Here is an 18,889-nt window from a genome sequence, read left to right on the forward strand (position 1 = left end):
CCTTACTTGTTTATTCTTTAGACATGGGCCTTAGTCCTAAGGTATGTAGCATTTGAATATCATCATTCAATCCAGGGTTGGGAGTAACCAATAGAGTCTGTAGTTCGCCTGCAAAAATTGAGTTAGCACCGGCCATAAAACACCAAGCTTGCTCAACTTCAGACATTTCAATTCTTCCTGAACTTAGCCGAACCATAGAGGCAGGCATTGCTATTCGAGCGGTAGCAATCATTCGAACCATTTCCCATATCTCCACTTTAGGGTTATTTTCAAGCGGAGTTCCTTTAACTCTTGCCAGTGCATTTATTGGAACTGATTCTGGATGCTTTTCCATGGTGGCCAATGTTAACAACATAGAAATACGATCATCAACAGTTTCTCCTAGTCCTATAATCCCCCCAGAACATACAGTGAGGCCTGCTTTTCGAACGTTATCAATCGTATTAATTCGATTATCAAACTTACGTGTTGAAATGACCTCATTATAGTAGTCGGCCGAGGTGTCAAGATTATGATTATATGCATAAAGTCCAGCCTCTTGTAATCGTTTAGCTTGATTTTCGGTAAGCATGCCGAGGGTACAACAAACCTCAAGACCTAATTCATTTACTCCCTTTACCATATCAATAATCCGATCGAAATCTCGGTTATCTCGTACCTCTCTCCAGGCTGCAGCCATACAAAAACGTGATGCACCATTTTCCTTCGCCTTTCGAGCATGCGCTAAAACCGTATCTGTTGGTAAGAGCGCTTGTACCTTAATGTCCGTGTGGTAACGAGCTGCTTGTCCACAATAAGAGCAATCCTCAGGGCAACCACCTGTTTTTACAGAAAGTAAAGTCGCAACTTGTACTTCCTCAGGATGATGCCATAATCTATGAACACTAGCAGCTCTATATACTAATCCCATAAGGGGTTGATTATATATAGCTAGCAATTCTTCTTTCGTCCAATCATGTCTTACTAATTGTTCTTTCTCCATTTCCTTTTCTTTAATTTAATTTTAGTTGAGTAGATAATTCTTTGGCAATTGTTGTGATTGTAATTCTATTTACTTCCTTTAGTGTGGGTATTTGAATTATTTGCGTATTTGCAGGTAAATGCTTTTCAATTATAGCTTTGGTAGCTGGATTAAACTCCCCATTAAACACTAAAATATGTACTGGAATCCCTTTATTTTCCAAAGCTTTAATCGATAGCATTGTGTGATTGATACAACCTAAGTAATCCCTTACAACTAGGATTATTGGTAATTGTACTTTTTCAATGATATCTATTATAAAATGCTCTTCATTTATCGGCACAAACAACCCTCCTGCACCTTCAACAATAAGTGAATGCTTGGTGTTAGGGACTACAAATTCTTCTAATTTGATTTTTACATTATCCTTTTCAGCAGATTCATGTGGAGAGGCCGGTACACTTAATCGATATCTTTCTGGAATGATTTCAGATACTTGCTCTGCTAGGTTTTGTATTTGTTGACTATCCGAATTATCCAAATCTCCTGATTGAATCGGTTTCCAATAAGCCGCCTTTAAAAGTTGGGTAAAAAGACAAGCGACAACCGTCTTCCCTACCTCCGTCCCTATTCCGGTAATAAAATAGCTATGTGATGTATTCATAATTTTTAACAGTATTGCAAAGCAGTGTAATTTCTTCTTGTAAATTGAATGAATGCAAGCATACCCTTATTCTTTCCTTGCCTTTAGGCACTGTAGGTGAAAAAAGAGGATAAACAGTAATGCCTTTTTTGGCCAAAGTAGATGTTAAAGCCAATACACTTTCTGGGCAGGGTATTTGAATTAGTTGTATAGGACTTCCATCCTCAGACAATGCATGGATGTTGAAACTCCGAAAGAATTGAATGTTTTGGTGTAATTTCAGCATTAACTCTGGATGGTTTTCCAAGTAGCAATAGGCCGCTTTTATGGCAATTACCTGCCCTAAAGGAGGCGCCGTTGCAAAAATGAATGGTGAGGCAAAATTGATTAAATAAGTCTTTAAAATTGAACTACCTAGAACTACCCCACCATGGACTCCCATAGCCTTTCCATAGGAAATTGTATAGGCTAATACTTGATTATAAAGCCGTTTTTGAGCCAGTATCCCATTCCCAAATACACCAATGGAATGTGACTCATCTACTATTAATTCAGCATTGAAGCGTTGGGTTAAGTTCACCAGCTCCCCAAGAGGTGCAAAATCGCCATCAACAGAATAAAGAGACTCAACTACTACAATAACATTTCCTTTGGTCCTAGATAGTAGTTGTTCTAAATGTTGCAAATCATTATGTCTGAATTTCCATTTGGTTGCTTGAGATAGTTGACACCCATCAACTATAGACCTATGAACGAATTCATCAATTATATAGGTATCATTTCGTGTTAATAGACAAGAAAATAATGCCAAATTAGCCGTATATCCCGAAGAAAAAAGAAGGGCTGCCTCCACTTGATGTTTTAAGGCTATAAACGATTCTATATCTTCGGTTTGTGATGTATTCCCACTGATTAATCGTGACCCGGTTGACCCAGTAACGGTTTGAGGCCATTGAGCTAATTCGTTTAATAGCCTGGCTTCAAATCGTGGAGATTTAGCAATTCCCAAATAATCATTTGAATAAAAATCAATGTTGGTAGATTCTGCCTTCAACCGTCTAAACGTATAAGACTTTTTTCTTTCATTTAGTTTAGTCCGCCATACCTCTTGCAAAACTTTCATGCGCTACTACTTCTTTTGAAACTTCCTTAAACCAATCACTAAATAACTCCTCTTCCAATTTTAATAATGGAGAAATATGTCGTTGCCAATCATTGTCAAATTTTGAGAGCATATGAATCATTTCTTCCAAATGTCCTTCTTCTTCAATGATGATAGACTTTACCATTACCTTTGATTTCAATCTACTGAGCACTTCTTGATACATAGGATATAAAACATCAGCTCTCAATTCAATAGCATAGGTAACAAACAAGTAGGAGAGGAATCTTAATTCTGTACTCTGTACACCTATAATTTCCTTTAAATAATGACTACTGGCTAAATCGAGTTTCTGAAGATATTGTTTAGACAGTATGGGCGCAAAAAGATCCTTAGAATCATAATACTCACAAGTCTTGGTATTCAATTTATGCAGCTGTTTTTTTAAATAATACGCGTGACGATGTTCCTCTGCAGCATGTTTTAACATTGTTAAATCTACCATATAAGGATTTTGGCAGGCAGCTATTTTTCTTGCTCCTACATTTTCTAAATAGGAAAGGGTGTTTAACCATTTTGCATGTAATGTATCGTTAGAAACAATACTGGTTATAATATTTTGCACAATTCAAAAATTTTCAATTAAACATTGTATTTATCACTTAGGCCAGTGTATCATAAAAAATAATAAGTGCTATTTTTTTGACAACAAATAGACACTAAGTAGCATACTATCTTAACATTATTAATATATGAAGCAAAACTAGTATCTTTCCGGACTGAAAAAGGTGCCAGTTTAAACATGAAAGATAGTCCGGTTAATTCTTTGGTAAGTAGTATAATTGAAATAGACAGAAATTCTTCCATAGCGATCTATATTCAAATTGCCAATCATATTGAAAAAGCAATACAACAGGGAATATTAATACCTGGACAGAAAATCCCGGGTGCGAGAACATTGGCATCCCAAATTGGAACCCATCGAAATACGGTTACAGCGGCCTATGAAGAATTATACACTCAAGGTTGGATTGAAATAAAAGCCAACAAAGGAGCGTTTATTGCAACCGTTCTACCCCAAATAAATTTAGAACATAGTACCACCCAGCATTATCCAAGCCATACTGGATTCCATTTCAAAACATCGGTTTTATTAGAGAGCGTATATGAAAGCACTAGTTGTGAATTTATATTTACGGACGGCACACCTGACATTAGACTTACTCAAATCAACGATTTATCACGTTTGTATAGTGCCAACATGAAAAGGACAAGTAATCGAAGAAAAATGAATTATTACTCTCAGGAAGGAAGTCAATACTTTAAACAGAATCTATGCACCTATCTCAATACCAGTAGAGGTTTAAATATTTCCATTGATAACATGCTTATCACAAGGAGTATTGAAATGAGTCTTTTTATTATTTCAGAAATAATCATTGAACCGGATCACTACGTTGTTGTTCCAAATCCTGGATACTTTGCCGCTAATATGGTCTTCCATAAAAACACCAAAAATATCCTGACAATTCCTGTAGATGAGCAAGGAATGAAAATCGATGAATTGGAAAGATTATGTGAAAAATATCCCATTCGAATGGTATACACCATTCCACAAAACCAATATCCAACGACTTCTAATTTAAGTGCTGCCAGAAGAATGCAGCTTCTTCATTTAGCGCAAGAGTATCGTTTTATCATTATTGAAGACAACCATGATTATGATTTCCATTACGAAAACAACCCATTATTACCCCTGAGTACCATAGATAAAAGTGGGATGGTTATTTACTTAGGTTCCTTCGGAAAATCATTGGCCCCTGGTTTTAGAACTGGATTTATCATCGCTCCTGAAAATCTAATTAGAGAAATGAAAAAATTCCTTGGAATTATTGATCGTCAGGGAGATGTCCTTATGGAACAAGCCTTAGGGGAACTCATTGAAGAAGGAGCTATTCAAAGGCATCTAAAAAGATCTATTAAAATTTACAAAGAACGAAGAGACCTTATGGCATCATTACTTGAAAAAGAACTTGAGGAATGGATACAATTTCAAAAACCAACAGGTGGCTTAGCTTTTTGGATTACCTTTAAAAAGAGCGTTAATTTAATGCAATTAAAAAGACAATCTGCTCATTATGGTCTATTTATACCTAGAACACTTTTGTACCAAAACATCCATTTTACTGCAATGAGGATCGGTTTTGGACATCTTAACGAAAATGAGATGTATCAAAATATTAGCTTACTAAAAAAAGCACTTTTAAAATTAAATAAGGAAGAGACAAGCACTTTAAAAATGAATTAATTCGCTACTTATTTAAAGCCCAAATGAATGCCTTTTCCTTGGTATTTCGAAAAATAGTATGATGCTCCTCTTGAGGTTCATCCTCGTACTTCCAATTAAATTTAAATTGACTATTTTTTAATTTACTTTCGAGCTCCCTTGTATGTTTAGAGATATCTTCTGCGCTAGAGCCCGCAAACCAAAATTTCTTGGCTTGATAATTTTGACCCCTACTCAAACTTTCGAAATTTTTCACCAGGTATTGCTCATTAAACCATAAAGCCGGATCCATTGCAATATAATAATCAAAGATTTCCGGATGTAACATAAAGGTTTCAACAACAAATAATCCAGCAGCCGATTCACCAATTATGGCCTTTGTTGGCTGTGTTCTATACACACTATCTATAACTGGAAAAAGTTCACTTTTAATAAAGTTTCTAAAATTGTTTGCTCCTCCTGGATTAGGAATATATTGTAAATCATAAGCAACTGTAGTTGGTCCCGTTAAATCCCTCTTACGATCCGTATTCTCAATTCCTACAAGTATAAAGGGAGGTATTTGCTTTTCTGAGATTAATTTAGCTATAGTGTTTGCAATATGTGGAAAGTCTTCCGTAATTCCTCCGTCAGGCATATAGACTACCGGAAAACTATCCATAGTTTGCTTGTACATTGGAGGTAGCCATACATTAATGCGTCGATCTTCGTTTATTATTTTAGATGCCACCATTAGGCTGTCGTACACTGGAACTGGGTCGTTTGCAACTACATGTTTATTTTTACAGCTACTCATTATCATTAGTACACACAGGAGGAACGTTATTTTTTTCATATTTTTTCAGACTATTGATTATAAACAAATAATATATTTTGGTATTATTACTCTTTAAACAAGGACTCAAAAATCACTTTTGCGGCCATCCTACTTCCATCTTCCGAAGGGTGAAATCCATCAGCATCATAAAATTTAAAATCTTTTGTCGTGTCAAAATGCTGTTTCCAAACAGCACCGACTGGAATTAAAATAGCGTTATTTACAGCGGCTGCTTCTTTATAATTATTTATGACTCTATCAAAAGTGTGGTAGTTGGTTAAAGATGGCCAAACCATAAAATAACATAGCTTGGCATCATTAAAGCCACTTAATTCACTAATCTTTTTACCATACTCAATAAGCATGTTTCTTCCTTCATTCCCAGAGGAAGGTCCTTGTTGTATAATAACAAAATTATATTCCTTTTTGCCAATCTTTTTTTGGACCTTACCCTCGTTCCAATGGTCAATAAGAGCATAGTTTGGAAAAGCCACCATATTTACATCTATTTTTACTCCATGTTCTTTGGCAATTTTCTTGACCAGGGTTGGAAGATCATTTGAATACGTTAGACTATTCCCCACAAACAATATTGACATATTTGTTTCACTAATTCTATTCTTTGAATCATTTTGAGCATACAAACCCAATTGGGTAGTAAGTATGATATTTAACAGTAGTATTAATTTCTTCATTTGACTAATTTAATATAAGAACGTCGTTATTCTTACTATTGTATTCTATTTAATTTTCCGTGAGTTTACATTGCCTTATGGCATAAGATTCTTCAGGAATACCACCCTATAAATTTTAGTCATTTCAAGAATAACATTTATAAAGTAGATATCCCGAATAACTTTCTATTGCATAAAAATCAACTTTATCAAAGGTCATTTTCTTACCTCTAAAATAGAAAAATTCAAAATCAAAACTTATTTAAAATAAGGTATTTAATTGTAAGTAGTAATTTAGTAGACCAATTACCAAAAATACTAATACGATGTTGGATTCAATTGATCAACGCCTCTTTTCAAAATACCCACTAGAAACACATGGTGAAATTTGGAAAAAGCTCACACCTTTACTTTTCTCAAATAAAACTGTGCTACCAAAAGACATTTTGTGCTTTCTCCAAAAAGGTACGATTCGAAAATATATAAGTTTAGTCAAAAAAGAATTCACTGAAGAAATATCTGTTGATTTCTATTTTGAAGGGGAGATTTTTACAGCCAAAGCCGATAACGAAATTGAAAATCAATTCGTATATACTCCTATTAGCAATGGAGTTTTGTGGTACGTTGATATGGAAGAAGTACGGAAATTATTTGCTGAGTCGAAGCTCTGCAGTACCACTCAGAAGGTGTTTTTGGAAGAAAAACTACGTGAAAAAACACTTCGTGAAATTCAACTTTTAAAGTCCTCTCCTAAAGAAATGTATGTGTACCTATTAGAAAACAAACCTCATTTCATAAAACATGTCCCTCTTAAATATTTAGCATCCTACATTGGCATTACACCGCAAGCATTAAGTCGTATTAGAAAGCAAATTAATTAACCTAAGTTCATTGTTTAAATCCATATAAATTTTGTTCTTGACATAAAATTTAAACCTATGGAGAAACAAGCACTAATTGATCGCTTTATAAAAAACCACGAAGAATTCACCGCATTTGTAGGCGGTCTGGAATTTAATAAATTAACATTTAGAGTTCCCAATAAATGGTCAGCAGTACAGCATTTAAAACACGTTTCTTATACGCTCAGTCCATTTTCTAAGGCTTTATTATCTAAACAATTCCTGTTGGATACGTTTGGTAGTATTCAACGTGAACCATGGAACTATTCAACAGTACTAGACAACTATCTTAAAACCAGCTTAAAGGCACCAGAACAATTTATACCCAATGAATATATTAATCCGCAAGAAACGGATCAACTTATTTATGAGATTTCAGACGATCTAACCGGTATAAAAGAACTACTGATGACTTATACTGAAATAGAACTTGATAAGCTCTCACTACCTCATCCCCTTCTTGGACTATTATCCATTCGAGAAATGTTCTACCTAATGTCATACCACCCTAAACATCACCAAAAGCAACTAGAAGAAATGCTCATTTCTATGTAACGACCTTTTGTTATTCGAATTCAGAAAAAAGAGGTCTTTTCTTTTTTAGAATGGACCTCTTTTAAACCTACGCTATTTAAGTATAAGTCGATGCAATGCTACTTTACTTTTAATACTTCCGAAAGCCACAACAGCCTGATTGGATAAAACCTGAACTACCGTTCCAACAGCATTTTGACCTTGAATGGATACACGGTCTCCAATTTTTATAGCTATCTTTTCATCTACGGTTATTTCATTAGCTGTCAAAGTGGTATCCTCATTTTGTGAATTCCAATTCTCCAGCTTTTCTAAATCACTATGTAGTTCTTTACTTTTAGTTTCCCAAAACAATTTATCCTTAGCTATTGATTGTAAAAAACGATCCATATGCATGAAATCTTCTCCTATTTTTTTCGAAGCTTCAGAAATAATTGTTTCGGACAGACCAATACGTCTTGCCACTTCAATAGCAAATGAACTCCCTGGGGTTCCTATTAGTAATTTATACATGGGACGATTATTTTCAGAATCATACAACATGGCTCCATTAATAATTCCATCAGTATTAAAAGCAAAATACTTAAGATTTTGAAAGTGTGTAGTTATTAAACCAAAACTCTTCTTACTGTTGAATCTTTCTAGTAAGGTCTCAGCAATTGCTCCACCAATTTGAGGTTCTGTACCTCCACCAAATTCATCTATCAATAATAAAGTTTCACTATCATTATTTTCGACAAAAAACTTCATATTTGTCAGATGTGCTGTATAGGTACTCAGACTATTGATAAGACTTTGACCATCGCCAATATCCATAAATATATGTCTGAAAATACCAGCTTTGGAATTTTCCCTTACAGGAATAAGTAGACCACATTGTAGCATATATTGTAAAAGTGCTACTGTTTTTAGGCAAAGAGATTTTCCCCCTGCATTAACCCCAGAAACTATTAAAATTCTATCCTCATTGGTAAGTCTAATATCCAAAGGTTGTGCTTCCTTATTTTCTTGTCTAAGTGTTATGTCTAGTAAGGGATGTTTAGCATGCAGCCATTGTATATTTTGTTTATTTTCAAATTCAGGCATCACACCATTTATACGTATAGCGAACAATGCCTTTGCTCGAATAAAATCAATGGATCCCATAAAACTATAGCAACCTAAAATAGCTTTAATATCAGGTCTTAAAAATTGTGTAAATTCAATAAGGATCCGAGCCATTTCCTTACGCTCCTCATTTTCTAAATCACGTAATCTGTTTGTGGCCTCCACAACAGCCTCAGGTTCTATGAAGAACGTTTTACCACTTCCTGAACTGTCACGAACAACTCCTTTTATTTTACGCTTATTTGCTGCAGTTACCGGAATTAAATAATGTGAACCTCGCATATCAGCCTGCACATCCCTTCCTATAAAACCCTGATCTTGTGCGTTTCTTATTGCAGCTTGCATACTTCTAGTGACGTCCTTGCTTGCTTCTGCTTTTTGTCTTCGAATATTTAAAAGTAATTTCGAGGCATTATCTTTAATCTGGCCTGAAGTATCTAGTATTCCAATAGCCTTCTCTATTAAAGTCGGAAACAGTTGTACTTCACTTGCTAATTTATTAAGTTCTAAGTAGTGATCATTTCTATTTAGAAAATCAACAATGGACACAATCGTACTTAAGGAATCCGCTAAAAATGGTATTTCCTTCTCAGAAAGCCAAGCTGTAGGTTCCCTTTCAATGTCCTTTAGGGCAGATCGTATATCTAAAAAATGACAGATTGGAAATTCTTCCTTTTGCTGAATGATTTGTACAAACTCATGAGTTTGCAACAACATAGTTTTAATAGTTTCGTAAGAAGTTGAAAATTGCATGGCAACTACCTTTTCTTCTCCAAGAGGGCTTAAGCATTTCTCCTTTATAAAGGAGCGTATTACTTCAAAATTTATCTTTTCTTCAAAATTTTCAGGATAAATATTCATTTCAATAAGATATTGCGGCTAATCCAAAAAACAAGAATAGCTGGATCAACCTTTGTTAAAAAATGGTTAGTTTATTGAAACTCCATACCACAAACAAGAACTCTATGCGTCATACAAAGGCAAGAACCTTATTGCATAGTACCAGGCCGCTCAAATTAAAGAGCAACAAATTGCGATATGGTATTTATACGGAAAGAAAAAACATATTTACGTCTATGGTGCAAAAATAATAAAATTAAAATTACGCCCTACAAGAATCATATCACAAATATTGAAGAAATTACACCTTAACAACCTTAGACTAATTTCAACATGTTAAGATGCTCCAAAAGCTATTTTATAGAGATTTAAATTACACCTGATAATAGGAACACACCAATTAGCAATCAAGTTATTGATTACTAATACAATAAGTAAAAGCCGAGCACAATTGCTTAGGCTTTTACTTATTGATCTCATTTACCGTTCTTTGGATAGTAAAACAGTAAATCTTATTCAATGGCTAAACTATTCGAAAACCTCCACTTTTAGTATTTCAATTTTCTTTTCTCCAGTTTTAAATGGCCACTCAATTATATCTCCTACACTATATCCCACAGTTGCTAATGCCATATCAGAAAGAATTGAGTGCTTATTCTTTTTAAGTTTAACTCTGGTGGTAGGTACAAAAATGTATTCCTTCTCCTGATTAGTAGAATGGTCCAAAATCGTTACCTTTCTATTTACAGTAACTGTTTCCTCCGGAAGTTCCTTTCTCCTAACTTGTACAGCATTTTTGAGTTCTTCTGCTAATCTATCTTCTTCTGCTTGAGTTACCTTTTTTCTTCGGATATGATCTTTAATTACATCATATATGCCAGTAGTTACAATTATATTTTTAGTCATGATACTTTTTCTTTAAAAAATGAATGATACATAAATACAAAACAGCTTGACAATTACCATATTAAATGGTACCGTCAACTATTTTGTCTAAACAAAAACAAAAATGATCCCTGCCGTATAAACTGGGCAGGGCTTAGGAAATAAACTCTTTTGAGTTTTTTAGAAACATATCATCATGAAGATAACGCAAAGAAGCAGAGAGCTTATGCGCAAAATTCTTTTTAAATGCAATTATCTGAATCATTATCATGTATATTGCGGCTTGCAAAAATACTGCTTATTTGTGTAAAATCAAAGATTCACAGTCTCAAACATTAAACTCTAATAGAACCAAATGGGCTTTTCAAAAAAGAATAAAGAATTACTGATTTTAATGGCACTCATACTATTAAAATTCACCATGCAGCAATTTCTAATTGATCCAATTTATGAATTGCATCGTGATGAATTCCTTTATTTGGATCAGGCAAACCACATAGCCATGGGTTATAGCTCAGTGCCCCCTCTTACCTCTTGGATTTCTTATATCATATATCTACTTGGAAACAGTGTGTTTTGGATTAAGTTCTTTCCTGCTTTGTTTGGTGCTTTAACAATAGTAATTGTATGGAAAACAGTGAAAGAACTTAATGGTGCAATGTATGCTAAGATCTTAGCATCAACTTGTGTCTTATTTTCATCATTACTTAGATTAAATACTCTTTATCAACCCAATTCCTTTGATGTACTTGCTTGGACCATGACATTTTTTTATTTCATCAAATACGTTAATAGCAATGAAAAAAAGTGGATTTATTGTGCTGCTATTTCTTTTGGTATTGGTTTTTTAAATAAATACAACATCGTTTTTTTAGCATTAGGCCTAATCATGGCACTATTAATTTCAAATAGTAGAAGCCTCTTCTTAAAAAGAGAAATCTTAATTTCCATAGGTATCGTACTCCTTATAATAGCTCCTAATGTATTATGGCAATATAACAATGGCTTTCCTGTAATAAATCACATGCAGGAATTAGCAGACACACAACTAGTCAATGTTCAAAGAATGTCATTTTTGAAAAATCAGTTTTTTTTCTTTTTAGGTGCAGTATTCGTCATACCATTTGCTTTATATGGCCTCCTTTTTTCAACACAATTAAAGAAGTTTCATTTTTTATTTTGGTCATTTATTTTTACTCTGACGTTATTTACCTATTTGAAAGCTAAAGATTACTATGCCATTGGATTATATCCTATTTACATTGCCATTGGCTCAGTATATATTTCTCGTATTATGAATCATAAAGTAGGTTATATAATTAAACCCATCCTATTAATAATGCCTGTTTTGGCCACTTTTCTAAGCTTTGATATTGCATTTCCTAATAAAAGACCTGAGTATATAATTAAACATCAAGATACCTATAGAGATCTTGGGCTACTTCGATGGGAAGATGGGAAAGACCATGAGATTCCTCAAGATTATGCAGATATGTTGGGTTGGAAAGAATTAGCTTCTAAGGTTAAACTTGCTATGCAAAAAATTGATAGCCCCGAAAGTACTTTGGTGCTTTGCGACAACTATGGTCAAGCTGGGGCCATAAACTTTTATAGCAATGGAGCTATAAAAGCTGTATCATTTGATGCTGATTACCTAAATTGGTTTGATCTTCGAATACAGTATACCAATCTTATTCGTGTTAAAAACAGAGATGAACGAGGGACAGAATTTATTGAAACAAGCCCCTATTTTGAATCTTCCTCCATTATGGATTCTATTACCAATAAATACGCGCGGGAATTCGGAACGACCATCTTTATATTTGAAGGCTCTAAAGTTGATATCAATAAAAGAATTCAGGAAGAATTACATGAAAAAAATAATGAAAACTAATTACTATTTAACTTGAACTAAATCATATTTAACCAAGTAAAAACAAGTTAAAAATTAGGTGTTACCAATGAGTAAGAGCTTGGTATATTTGATTAATTTCCCCTAGAGTCACTAACTGTTTACCCCTTTAGTTTTATAATTTTTAATACTTAGACATAACAATACCATTGCAAAAAGAGTACAGATTGATTTTAGTTATGCCGTCCCATTAACTTCCTAAAATGTTCTATATTTCTAACAAATAATTGGTAAAATGTCCACCGCCAGAAAAAATAAATTTAAAATAAAAATGAAATTTTTAACAATTGTATTTATAAAAATGGCTGCAATAGTAGTGAGTATACATCCTATCCTGAACTAGTTATTTGTTTCAATTCACTGTATACAATAGTGTTTTGCAAATACAACGGTAATTATCTCCTTCAATACGAATTTAAAGCCTTCTGAAACGAATTTAAAGCTTTTTCATACACATTGATATTGGAATGATAGTAGTTAAGTAATTTTCATATTCTTGTATTAAAGAAAAATACAAAGACTATGCGACAATATCATCTGATAATGATATTCATTCTTTTTTTGTCTATTTCATATGGCCAAAAAATCAAAGTCCTTAACGTAGGGACTTTTCATATGGCCGGTACCACAGATGCTAGAAAGGTGGAATTTGACGTAAATGATAAAAACAGAATAGAAGAAACCAATGAAATTGCTAGAATGCTTGCCCAATTTAAGCCCACAGTAATTTGTGTTGAGGTTGTTCCTTCGGAGAATGAAGGCATTAATTTGGATTATTCAAAATTTATAACCGACCCTAATCACAAGGCTAATTACAAAGGAGAAATTGAACTTATTGCCTATCAGGTTGGTAAACTTGCTGGTGTAAAAAGAATTTACGGTATAGATGAACAGGCTACGGCTTCCTATAATTATTTTATATGGAAGGAACTCCAGGACCAAGTGGATAGCCTCACTTCCATAAACTATATGAAAGCCGCATTTAAAGGTTTTGATGAGGTAGATGAATTACCTTCAACCATTTCTAAGATCAAACTTATGAACACAAAGGAATACTGGGAGGCATCTATCAATGTCAATGCCGACATACTGACACATAATGCCACTCAAGGAAACTTTGAAGGTGCAGATGAAGCAGCAAAATTTTACAGAAGAAATTTAAGGATCTATTCTAATCTAAACCAGATTCCGCTAAGTGAGAATGATAGGGTCTTTATTCTTATGGGCGCCACACACACTGCATTTTTAAATGAATTTATAAAGAGAAGCCCAAAATATGAGTTGATAGATCTAACAGATTATCTAAAATAGTATCTAGCCCCCTAAACATGAACATTTTAGATATGATCAAAAATATCCTTTTTATAGTAGTACTAATTCTCTTGAATTCTTGTGGATCAGGGCTTAGAGTAAGTCAAAGCCAGCTGAAACCCATTGAGAATGATTTCACCAAATCTTTTAGTAACCACTCTTTCAAAACAAGTAAATCGACAGTAAGTTCTAAAACAAGTCCTAAACTTTTGGAATTATTTGGCATTCCAGAAAGTGAAGCCGAACTGGTTTCTGTACTATTTAGAAATGATAGTCTCGAACTTGGTTATACTGATAAATCTGTTTTAAAAACGGTGTCCTTTCCAGTGAAACAAAAAAGCAAAGGGTATCTTGAAATTTTATCGGTAACTAAAAAAATTCAAATTCCACCCTTCCTCCCATTTCTTTACAGTAATGTTGATTTTAATAGATTACGAATTGGTATTACAAATAACGACGAATTGATTATAGACCATAAATGGGAAAAATCAGGTAGTGTTTTCATATTTATGGGTGGTGGAGGTGGACGTACACAGTACTTTTTTAGCCCCCTAAACGATAACTAAATAGTCTATATTATGAGTCATCTTCCTAATTTCATAACTGTCGATTTTAAGTTCCAATTCTGAAATTGAAATCCAGAAAGAAATCAAACTCCTTGTGGAAAAAAGAAGAGCATGAACTTTACTAATTTGGATACGCATTAAATATGTCCTCATTGGAAGCTTTGGTTAATGATATGGTTGAATCTAGTACAATATATAACTCAATAGATGAATAATATTATGATTAATGTAGGCATTGTTTCAAGACTCGTATTTCTTTTGTTGCCTTTGGTTGGCATTACGCTTTGGTTTATCTACGACGGCGGTATAGGCTTTGGCTGGAATCTTATCTGGTATTGGATAAGTATCATTGGATTTCTATTGCTTTATCAGCTAGCATTACTACTAAACCTAATGCTACAACACAAAAAAAAAGGGTTCTCTAAAGAAAATAAAATTTTTATAATAATAGGCTTGATCTTATTATTTCTGGCCATTGTGATTTTTTCTAACAAATTATAAATCAGTTATGTAATTTAAAAACGTAACTAAAAAACAAAACAACAAGCACTATGAAGTATTTATTATTAATTGGGTTTCTTTTTTTTGGAAACACTGCATTTAGTCAAACAATGAAGGTTATTAATGCCGATGACATGTCTGATACTGATCTCGAAAATATTGATGAAATAGTAGACAAGGATGGTTGGGTAAATATCATCTTTGAAGGAGAAAACTCCATTCGTAATTTTTCCAACAAAGAGTACATTCTAACCATATTAATGAATTGCTCAGACAACACTTATTTGCCCAAATTTTTGATTGAATATTCTAAACATTATGAGGATGGATCCTATGCCTATATTGATTTTGTGATTTCAGTCAGTAACAAGTTTACAAAAACTAATTTTCAAATCGATGAACAAGATTTCGGAGATCCTTTTTCTGAATTTGAAAAAGAAAGTTTCATGGTATTTCATCAAGCACTAAAATCAGGCAAGCTGCTTACCATCTCCTTCTATGATACAGCACTAAATCCCGAGACCGGTGACCATGAGCTTTCCTTAAACCGTTCCTTAGATTTTAAATTGGCAAATGGTGAATTTTTGGATATTCCTGTTGATTGTAATGTGTTCAACCCATCAGAATCACCCATTGAAGAAGCAGTAGATGATTATTAAAATAATATAAACCAAGCTCTCAACTATCATATGATATGAAGAATACGCTTTTATTTCTAATGGCATTTACTTACCTCTCCTTCTGTGGATATGGACAGCAATGGAAGGCGGCTTACAATACCCAATGGTGCTATCTTTATAAATCGGCAGACATTCATTCTGAACAGTTGGGAGTACTCGCTAATCAGGCCTCCTTAATGGTAATAGATGCCGTTAAGGACTTTTATAAAGTACAGGTTAGTAACGGAGATATTGGATATATCCTACATCAAGAGCTGAGGAGCTCTAAAATTGGGACTACGGATAACAATGAACCAATTCACTATTTTAATAGAGGTATACACGGTACACAAGCTCCACATCGTTTTGTTAATGTGTCCCGTTTAAGTACAAGGTCAAAACCCAATATTCAAAGCCCTATAGTGAAGGTACTTCCTATAAATGAAATAATATTCCTGGACTACGTACCCCTTTATAATGACGGTTGGGTCTACATTGGAGATCATTTTCATGAAAAACCAGAATACATACAATACAAATACCTCGGTGAACAACTCACCTTTAATACAGTACTGGAGCAGTATCGAAAAGCTGCCAATTCATCTATCAAAGAGCAAAAGAATATTGTAGAAAGGTTGGTAGAAATTGGCTGGAAAGACAAACCTGCTAATACCTTAAAAGCATTACAAATGTTGCGGAATTTCCATCTTGAAAATGGTTCCATGTCTCAAATTCCTACAATCGACTTTGATTTGTTTCTAGCAGAGCACAGACTGAATCCTTTGTCCTGGGAAGACAAGGATGCCTTTATCCGAAAAAGCGATATGCACATTATGATTAAAGGCCAAAAACTGTACAATGACAAAATCACCGAACAACAAGCTATACTTTCAGGAGCGGTGAAAAATACTTTTATGTCTGACATGCTGGAATGTGGGTTCCTGCCAGATTTCACCTACTTCTCCAAGGATTTGTTGATTGCTTTTGCGGAATATGAAAATGGAGATATAAATGGGATAATCTACAAAATGAACTTTAATGAGGACCAAGCAATTATTATGGGTGGCCATAAGATTGATCATCAATACAGTGAAAAAGACTTTATTAGGGCTTTCGGTAAAATAATCGATATCGATTGGACCGCAGCACCTCATTGCTATACCATCCCTAATGGGGATACTGGTTTGTACATTTTTACATTTAAAAACGGCTTTGCCCATGCCTGCGAAATGATTGAACTCTGTTAAAATATAATTATGCCACACCTTTTTTTCAAAAAAATGATTTTAACAATTTGGATATGGAACATGTATAGTCTGCTACATGGTCAGGAATCCATTAGAATCAACGAAAATTTGGACAACGCCACAATTCTAAAAGCCAATGAAGACGTAGGTCTTTTAAAAAAGGGAAAAGTATATTCGATATATCGATACCAACTTTCTGATCCAAATCGACTTTTAAAAAAGACCAAGTATTTCAAAGGCAAAAAATTCAATCTCCTATCCTACACCGAATATCTGCCAGATGGAAGAAAACGATATAAGGAATACGAGTACGACCAAATAGATAGGACCGAGAAATATCATTATGATGAAGATTTAAAAAAACTACGTCTATTAGAGCAAAGGCAAGACAACAAAAAGACTGTCTACCATTGGCTTTTTTATGACAAGGACCAAATTCTTTCCGAAGAGGTACATTATAATATTATAGGGAATAACGAATTTAATTATGAAGGATATACCCAGTATACTAAAAAAGTAAACGGTAAGGAGAAAACTATAACGATACATAATTTTTATATGGATACCCTCCCAGAACCACTGGAAATATACCAATTCAATTATCCAATCCTTATTAAGGAAACACCTTTGTTTCAATCAAAGAAAACCACCTATCAAATGATTAATGGCCAATATATGCCCATAGCTATTAACAGTTATGTAATTGATGGTAGGGATGTTACCTTTAGCTATGACTTGAAAGGGCGTATATCATCAGAAGTATGGCACAGGAGCAATGCGTTGGAAAACAAAAAAGAATATCACTATTCGGAAGATGGTACCGAAAAAATTGAACAGGAATACCATATGCTGGGTCGGGAAAAATCTACAAAAACAACAAAGCGATTTGACAAGAAAGGGAATCTGGTTTTTGAGCAACCTATAGAATACAATGGTAATCCGTTGGGGATATATACCTTTGAATACAACTATGATAAAAATGGAAATTGGACAGAAAAAAAGACCTATTACCAACCCATAAATAATGGTATTCCAGCTAATCGGGAGTTGAAGAATATTGAAATCAGGGAAATAAGATATTATACCGAGATCAACATTCCAAGGCAGTTCCAATTACCACAATTTCCAGAAAAAGCGCAAGACATAAGAATTGGGATTCCTATTCAGGCCAAAATAAAACAAAAGCGACTAAATGAGTTTTACCAGGTTGTAGAAAATGGAAAATATGAAGGGGAAATTGGTAAAATCAACGCCTCTACTATTGATGATTTTACACCAGCCTATTGGAAACAGGTAAAGTTAGTCTATGGAAATTTAGACGCCGAACCAGATCTAGAAGCGCTAGCCGTATATGAAACGCCCATCTTAACAGAACTGGGTTATAAACACAGCTTAGCAGTATTTAAAAAAACAGCTAATGGATGGGAACTTTGGCACCAGACTACCGCGCCAATATTACCAACTCAGGCTGGAGGGATAATGAACAACCCTTTTGATGGTATTTATATAGAGCGAAAGTGTATTGTAATCAACCATTTTGGGGGAAGCAGGCCAAAATGGGAATACACCCATCGCTATCGCTTCCAGAATAATGATTGGTATTTAGTAGGAGCTACCATTGAATATAGTGCTCCCTGTGATTATTTTGATAAGCTGGACTATAACCTGATCACTGGTGATCTTATAGTAGAACATATCACTGAAAGCTGTAATGAGAATGGAATTTCCGATGCAACAAAACATGAGAAAAAAATAAAAATAAAAAAACCGCTGTTGCTTATGAATAATTTTAACCCAGGCAAAAATGAAATTGAAATATCTGGCAAGATGTGGTATTACTGAGAAAGCAATTAAAAAATACTCGTTCCAATGATAATGAGTATACTTGCTATATGATCCTACAAAAAAAAATGTAGAATGGGAAAAGATGACGACATGAGA

18 protein-coding genes are annotated in these 18,889 nt (G+C 34.1%); 10 read left to right on the top strand and 8 right to left on the bottom strand.

Annotated elements, in window-relative coordinates; genetic code table 11:
* Positions 1 to 10: 10 nt before the first annotated feature.
* Genes bioB through PT603_RS05440 form a run of 4 tightly spaced genes read right to left on the bottom strand, consistent with a single transcriptional unit; the run spans position 11 to position 3,331 of the window.
* A complete protein-coding gene (bioB, locus tag PT603_RS05425; protein ID WP_008241182.1) occupies positions 11 to 982 on the bottom strand; it encodes a biotin synthase BioB in 972 nt (323 codons plus the stop codon).
* A 10-nt stretch (positions 983 to 992) separates the two neighbouring features.
* Positions 993 to 1,625, bottom strand: a complete 633-nt coding sequence (gene bioD, locus PT603_RS05430; RefSeq protein WP_008241184.1) for a dethiobiotin synthase — start codon at positions 1,623 to 1,625, stop codon at positions 993 to 995.
* The gene (locus PT603_RS05435) at positions 1,609 to 2,727 is read right to left on the bottom strand and encodes an aminotransferase class I/II-fold pyridoxal phosphate-dependent enzyme (RefSeq protein WP_008241185.1); all 1,119 of its coding nucleotides are present in this window, start codon (positions 2,725 to 2,727) and stop codon (positions 1,609 to 1,611) included. The genes bioD and PT603_RS05435 overlap by 17 nt, the downstream gene beginning before the upstream one ends.
* Positions 2,696 to 3,331: a hypothetical protein gene (locus PT603_RS05440; protein WP_008241186.1), complete on the bottom strand. Its 636-nt coding sequence runs from the start codon at positions 3,329 to 3,331 to the stop codon at positions 2,696 to 2,698. The genes PT603_RS05435 and PT603_RS05440 overlap by 32 nt, the downstream gene beginning before the upstream one ends.
* Before the next feature lie 177 nt (positions 3,332 to 3,508).
* Between PT603_RS05440 and PT603_RS05445 the strand changes: the two genes are divergently transcribed.
* Positions 3,509 to 5,014 (top strand): aminotransferase-like domain-containing protein, encoded by a 1,506-nt coding sequence (locus PT603_RS05445; protein ID WP_008241187.1) that lies wholly within the window; start codon positions 3,509 to 3,511, stop codon positions 5,012 to 5,014.
* 4 nt (positions 5,015 to 5,018) lie between these two features.
* Here the strand turns inward: PT603_RS05445 and PT603_RS05450 are convergent, their stop codons facing one another.
* Both PT603_RS05450 and PT603_RS05455 read right to left on the bottom strand, forming a co-directional pair.
* Positions 5,019 to 5,828, bottom strand: coding sequence for an alpha/beta hydrolase (locus PT603_RS05450; RefSeq protein WP_040488937.1), 810 nt, complete (start codon positions 5,826 to 5,828; stop codon positions 5,019 to 5,021).
* A 47-nt stretch (positions 5,829 to 5,875) separates the two neighbouring features.
* Positions 5,876 to 6,505, bottom strand: a complete 630-nt coding sequence (locus PT603_RS05455) for an SGNH/GDSL hydrolase family protein (protein ID WP_008241190.1) — start codon at positions 6,503 to 6,505, stop codon at positions 5,876 to 5,878.
* A 305-nt stretch (positions 6,506 to 6,810) separates the two neighbouring features.
* Here PT603_RS05455 and PT603_RS05460 point away from each other — a divergent pair, with 305 nt between their 5' ends.
* A complete protein-coding gene (locus tag PT603_RS05460; RefSeq protein ID WP_008241192.1) occupies positions 6,811 to 7,365 on the top strand; it encodes a Crp/Fnr family transcriptional regulator in 555 nt (184 codons plus the stop codon).
* A gap of 57 nt (positions 7,366 to 7,422) precedes the next feature.
* Positions 7,423 to 7,941 (top strand): DinB family protein, encoded by a 519-nt coding sequence (locus tag PT603_RS05465; RefSeq protein WP_008241193.1) that lies wholly within the window; start codon positions 7,423 to 7,425, stop codon positions 7,939 to 7,941.
* Between the two features lie 72 nt (positions 7,942 to 8,013).
* Here the strand turns inward: PT603_RS05465 and PT603_RS05470 are convergent, their stop codons facing one another.
* Positions 8,014 to 9,888, bottom strand: coding sequence for an endonuclease MutS2 (locus PT603_RS05470; protein WP_008241196.1), 1,875 nt, complete (start codon positions 9,886 to 9,888; stop codon positions 8,014 to 8,016).
* Between the two features lie 507 nt (positions 9,889 to 10,395).
* On the bottom strand, positions 10,396 to 10,773 hold the full coding sequence (locus PT603_RS05475; RefSeq protein WP_008241198.1) for a GreA/GreB family elongation factor: 378 nt from the start codon (positions 10,771 to 10,773) through the stop codon (positions 10,396 to 10,398).
* 334 nt (positions 10,774 to 11,107) lie between these two features.
* Between PT603_RS05475 and PT603_RS05480 the strand changes: the two genes are divergently transcribed.
* The 7 genes from PT603_RS05480 (at position 11,108) to PT603_RS05510 (ending at position 18,790) form a co-directional block, all read left to right on the top strand.
* On the top strand, positions 11,108 to 12,646 hold the full coding sequence (locus tag PT603_RS05480; RefSeq protein ID WP_008241201.1) for a glycosyltransferase family 39 protein: 1,539 nt from the start codon (positions 11,108 to 11,110) through the stop codon (positions 12,644 to 12,646).
* A gap of 540 nt (positions 12,647 to 13,186) precedes the next feature.
* Positions 13,187 to 13,975 (top strand): DUF5694 domain-containing protein, encoded by a 789-nt coding sequence (locus PT603_RS05485; protein WP_040488939.1) that lies wholly within the window; start codon positions 13,187 to 13,189, stop codon positions 13,973 to 13,975.
* A 17-nt stretch (positions 13,976 to 13,992) separates the two neighbouring features.
* Positions 13,993 to 14,541, top strand: a complete 549-nt coding sequence (locus PT603_RS05490; protein ID WP_008241205.1) for a hypothetical protein — start codon at positions 13,993 to 13,995, stop codon at positions 14,539 to 14,541.
* A 207-nt stretch (positions 14,542 to 14,748) separates the two neighbouring features.
* Positions 14,749 to 15,042 (top strand): hypothetical protein, encoded by a 294-nt coding sequence (locus PT603_RS05495; RefSeq protein ID WP_008241207.1) that lies wholly within the window; start codon positions 14,749 to 14,751, stop codon positions 15,040 to 15,042.
* A 50-nt stretch (positions 15,043 to 15,092) separates the two neighbouring features.
* Positions 15,093 to 15,701, top strand: coding sequence for a hypothetical protein (locus PT603_RS05500; RefSeq protein ID WP_008241209.1), 609 nt, complete (start codon positions 15,093 to 15,095; stop codon positions 15,699 to 15,701).
* 35 nt (positions 15,702 to 15,736) lie between these two features.
* Positions 15,737 to 16,948 (top strand): SH3 domain-containing protein, encoded by a 1,212-nt coding sequence (locus PT603_RS05505; protein WP_008241211.1) that lies wholly within the window; start codon positions 15,737 to 15,739, stop codon positions 16,946 to 16,948.
* A gap of 33 nt (positions 16,949 to 16,981) precedes the next feature.
* Entirely contained in the window at positions 16,982 to 18,790 is a 1,809-nt protein-coding gene (locus PT603_RS05510) for a hypothetical protein (protein WP_008241212.1), read from the top strand.
* Positions 18,791 to 18,889 lie beyond the last annotated feature (99 nt).

The organism is Imtechella halotolerans (genome assembly GCF_028743515.2).
GTDB classification, from domain to species: domain Bacteria; phylum Bacteroidota; class Bacteroidia; order Flavobacteriales; family Flavobacteriaceae; genus Imtechella; species Imtechella halotolerans.

What these genes read in the sequence shown, in the direction of transcription:
- bioB (WP_008241182.1), bottom strand. Translation starts at nt 982, where the DNA reads ATGGAGAAAGAACAATTAGTAAGACATGATTGGACGAAAGAAGAATTG.
- bioD (WP_008241184.1), bottom strand. Translation starts at nt 1,625, where the DNA reads ATGAATACATCACATAGCTATTTTATTACCGGAATAGGGACGGAGGTA.
- PT603_RS05435 (WP_008241185.1), bottom strand. Translation starts at nt 2,727, where the DNA reads ATGAAAGTTTTGCAAGAGGTATGGCGGACTAAACTAAATGAAAGAAAA.
- PT603_RS05445 (WP_008241187.1), top strand. Translation starts at nt 3,509, where the DNA reads ATGAAAGATAGTCCGGTTAATTCTTTGGTAAGTAGTATAATTGAAATA.
- PT603_RS05450 (WP_040488937.1), bottom strand. Translation starts at nt 5,828, where the DNA reads ATGAAAAAAATAACGTTCCTCCTGTGTGTACTAATGATAATGAGTAGC.
- PT603_RS05455 (WP_008241190.1), bottom strand. Translation starts at nt 6,505, where the DNA reads ATGAAGAAATTAATACTACTGTTAAATATCATACTTACTACCCAATTG.
- PT603_RS05460 (WP_008241192.1), top strand. Translation starts at nt 6,811, where the DNA reads ATGTTGGATTCAATTGATCAACGCCTCTTTTCAAAATACCCACTAGAA.
- PT603_RS05465 (WP_008241193.1), top strand. Translation starts at nt 7,423, where the DNA reads ATGGAGAAACAAGCACTAATTGATCGCTTTATAAAAAACCACGAAGAA.
- PT603_RS05470 (WP_008241196.1), bottom strand. Translation starts at nt 9,888, where the DNA reads ATGAATATTTATCCTGAAAATTTTGAAGAAAAGATAAATTTTGAAGTA.
- PT603_RS05475 (WP_008241198.1), bottom strand. Translation starts at nt 10,773, where the DNA reads ATGACTAAAAATATAATTGTAACTACTGGCATATATGATGTAATTAAA.
- PT603_RS05480 (WP_008241201.1), top strand. Translation starts at nt 11,108, where the DNA reads ATGGGCTTTTCAAAAAAGAATAAAGAATTACTGATTTTAATGGCACTC.
- PT603_RS05485 (WP_040488939.1), top strand. Translation starts at nt 13,187, where the DNA reads ATGCGACAATATCATCTGATAATGATATTCATTCTTTTTTTGTCTATT.
- PT603_RS05490 (WP_008241205.1), top strand. Translation starts at nt 13,993, where the DNA reads ATGAACATTTTAGATATGATCAAAAATATCCTTTTTATAGTAGTACTA.
- PT603_RS05495 (WP_008241207.1), top strand. Translation starts at nt 14,749, where the DNA reads ATGAATAATATTATGATTAATGTAGGCATTGTTTCAAGACTCGTATTT.
- PT603_RS05500 (WP_008241209.1), top strand. Translation starts at nt 15,093, where the DNA reads ATGAAGTATTTATTATTAATTGGGTTTCTTTTTTTTGGAAACACTGCA.
- PT603_RS05505 (WP_008241211.1), top strand. Translation starts at nt 15,737, where the DNA reads ATGAAGAATACGCTTTTATTTCTAATGGCATTTACTTACCTCTCCTTC.
- PT603_RS05510 (WP_008241212.1), top strand. Translation starts at nt 16,982, where the DNA reads ATGATTTTAACAATTTGGATATGGAACATGTATAGTCTGCTACATGGT.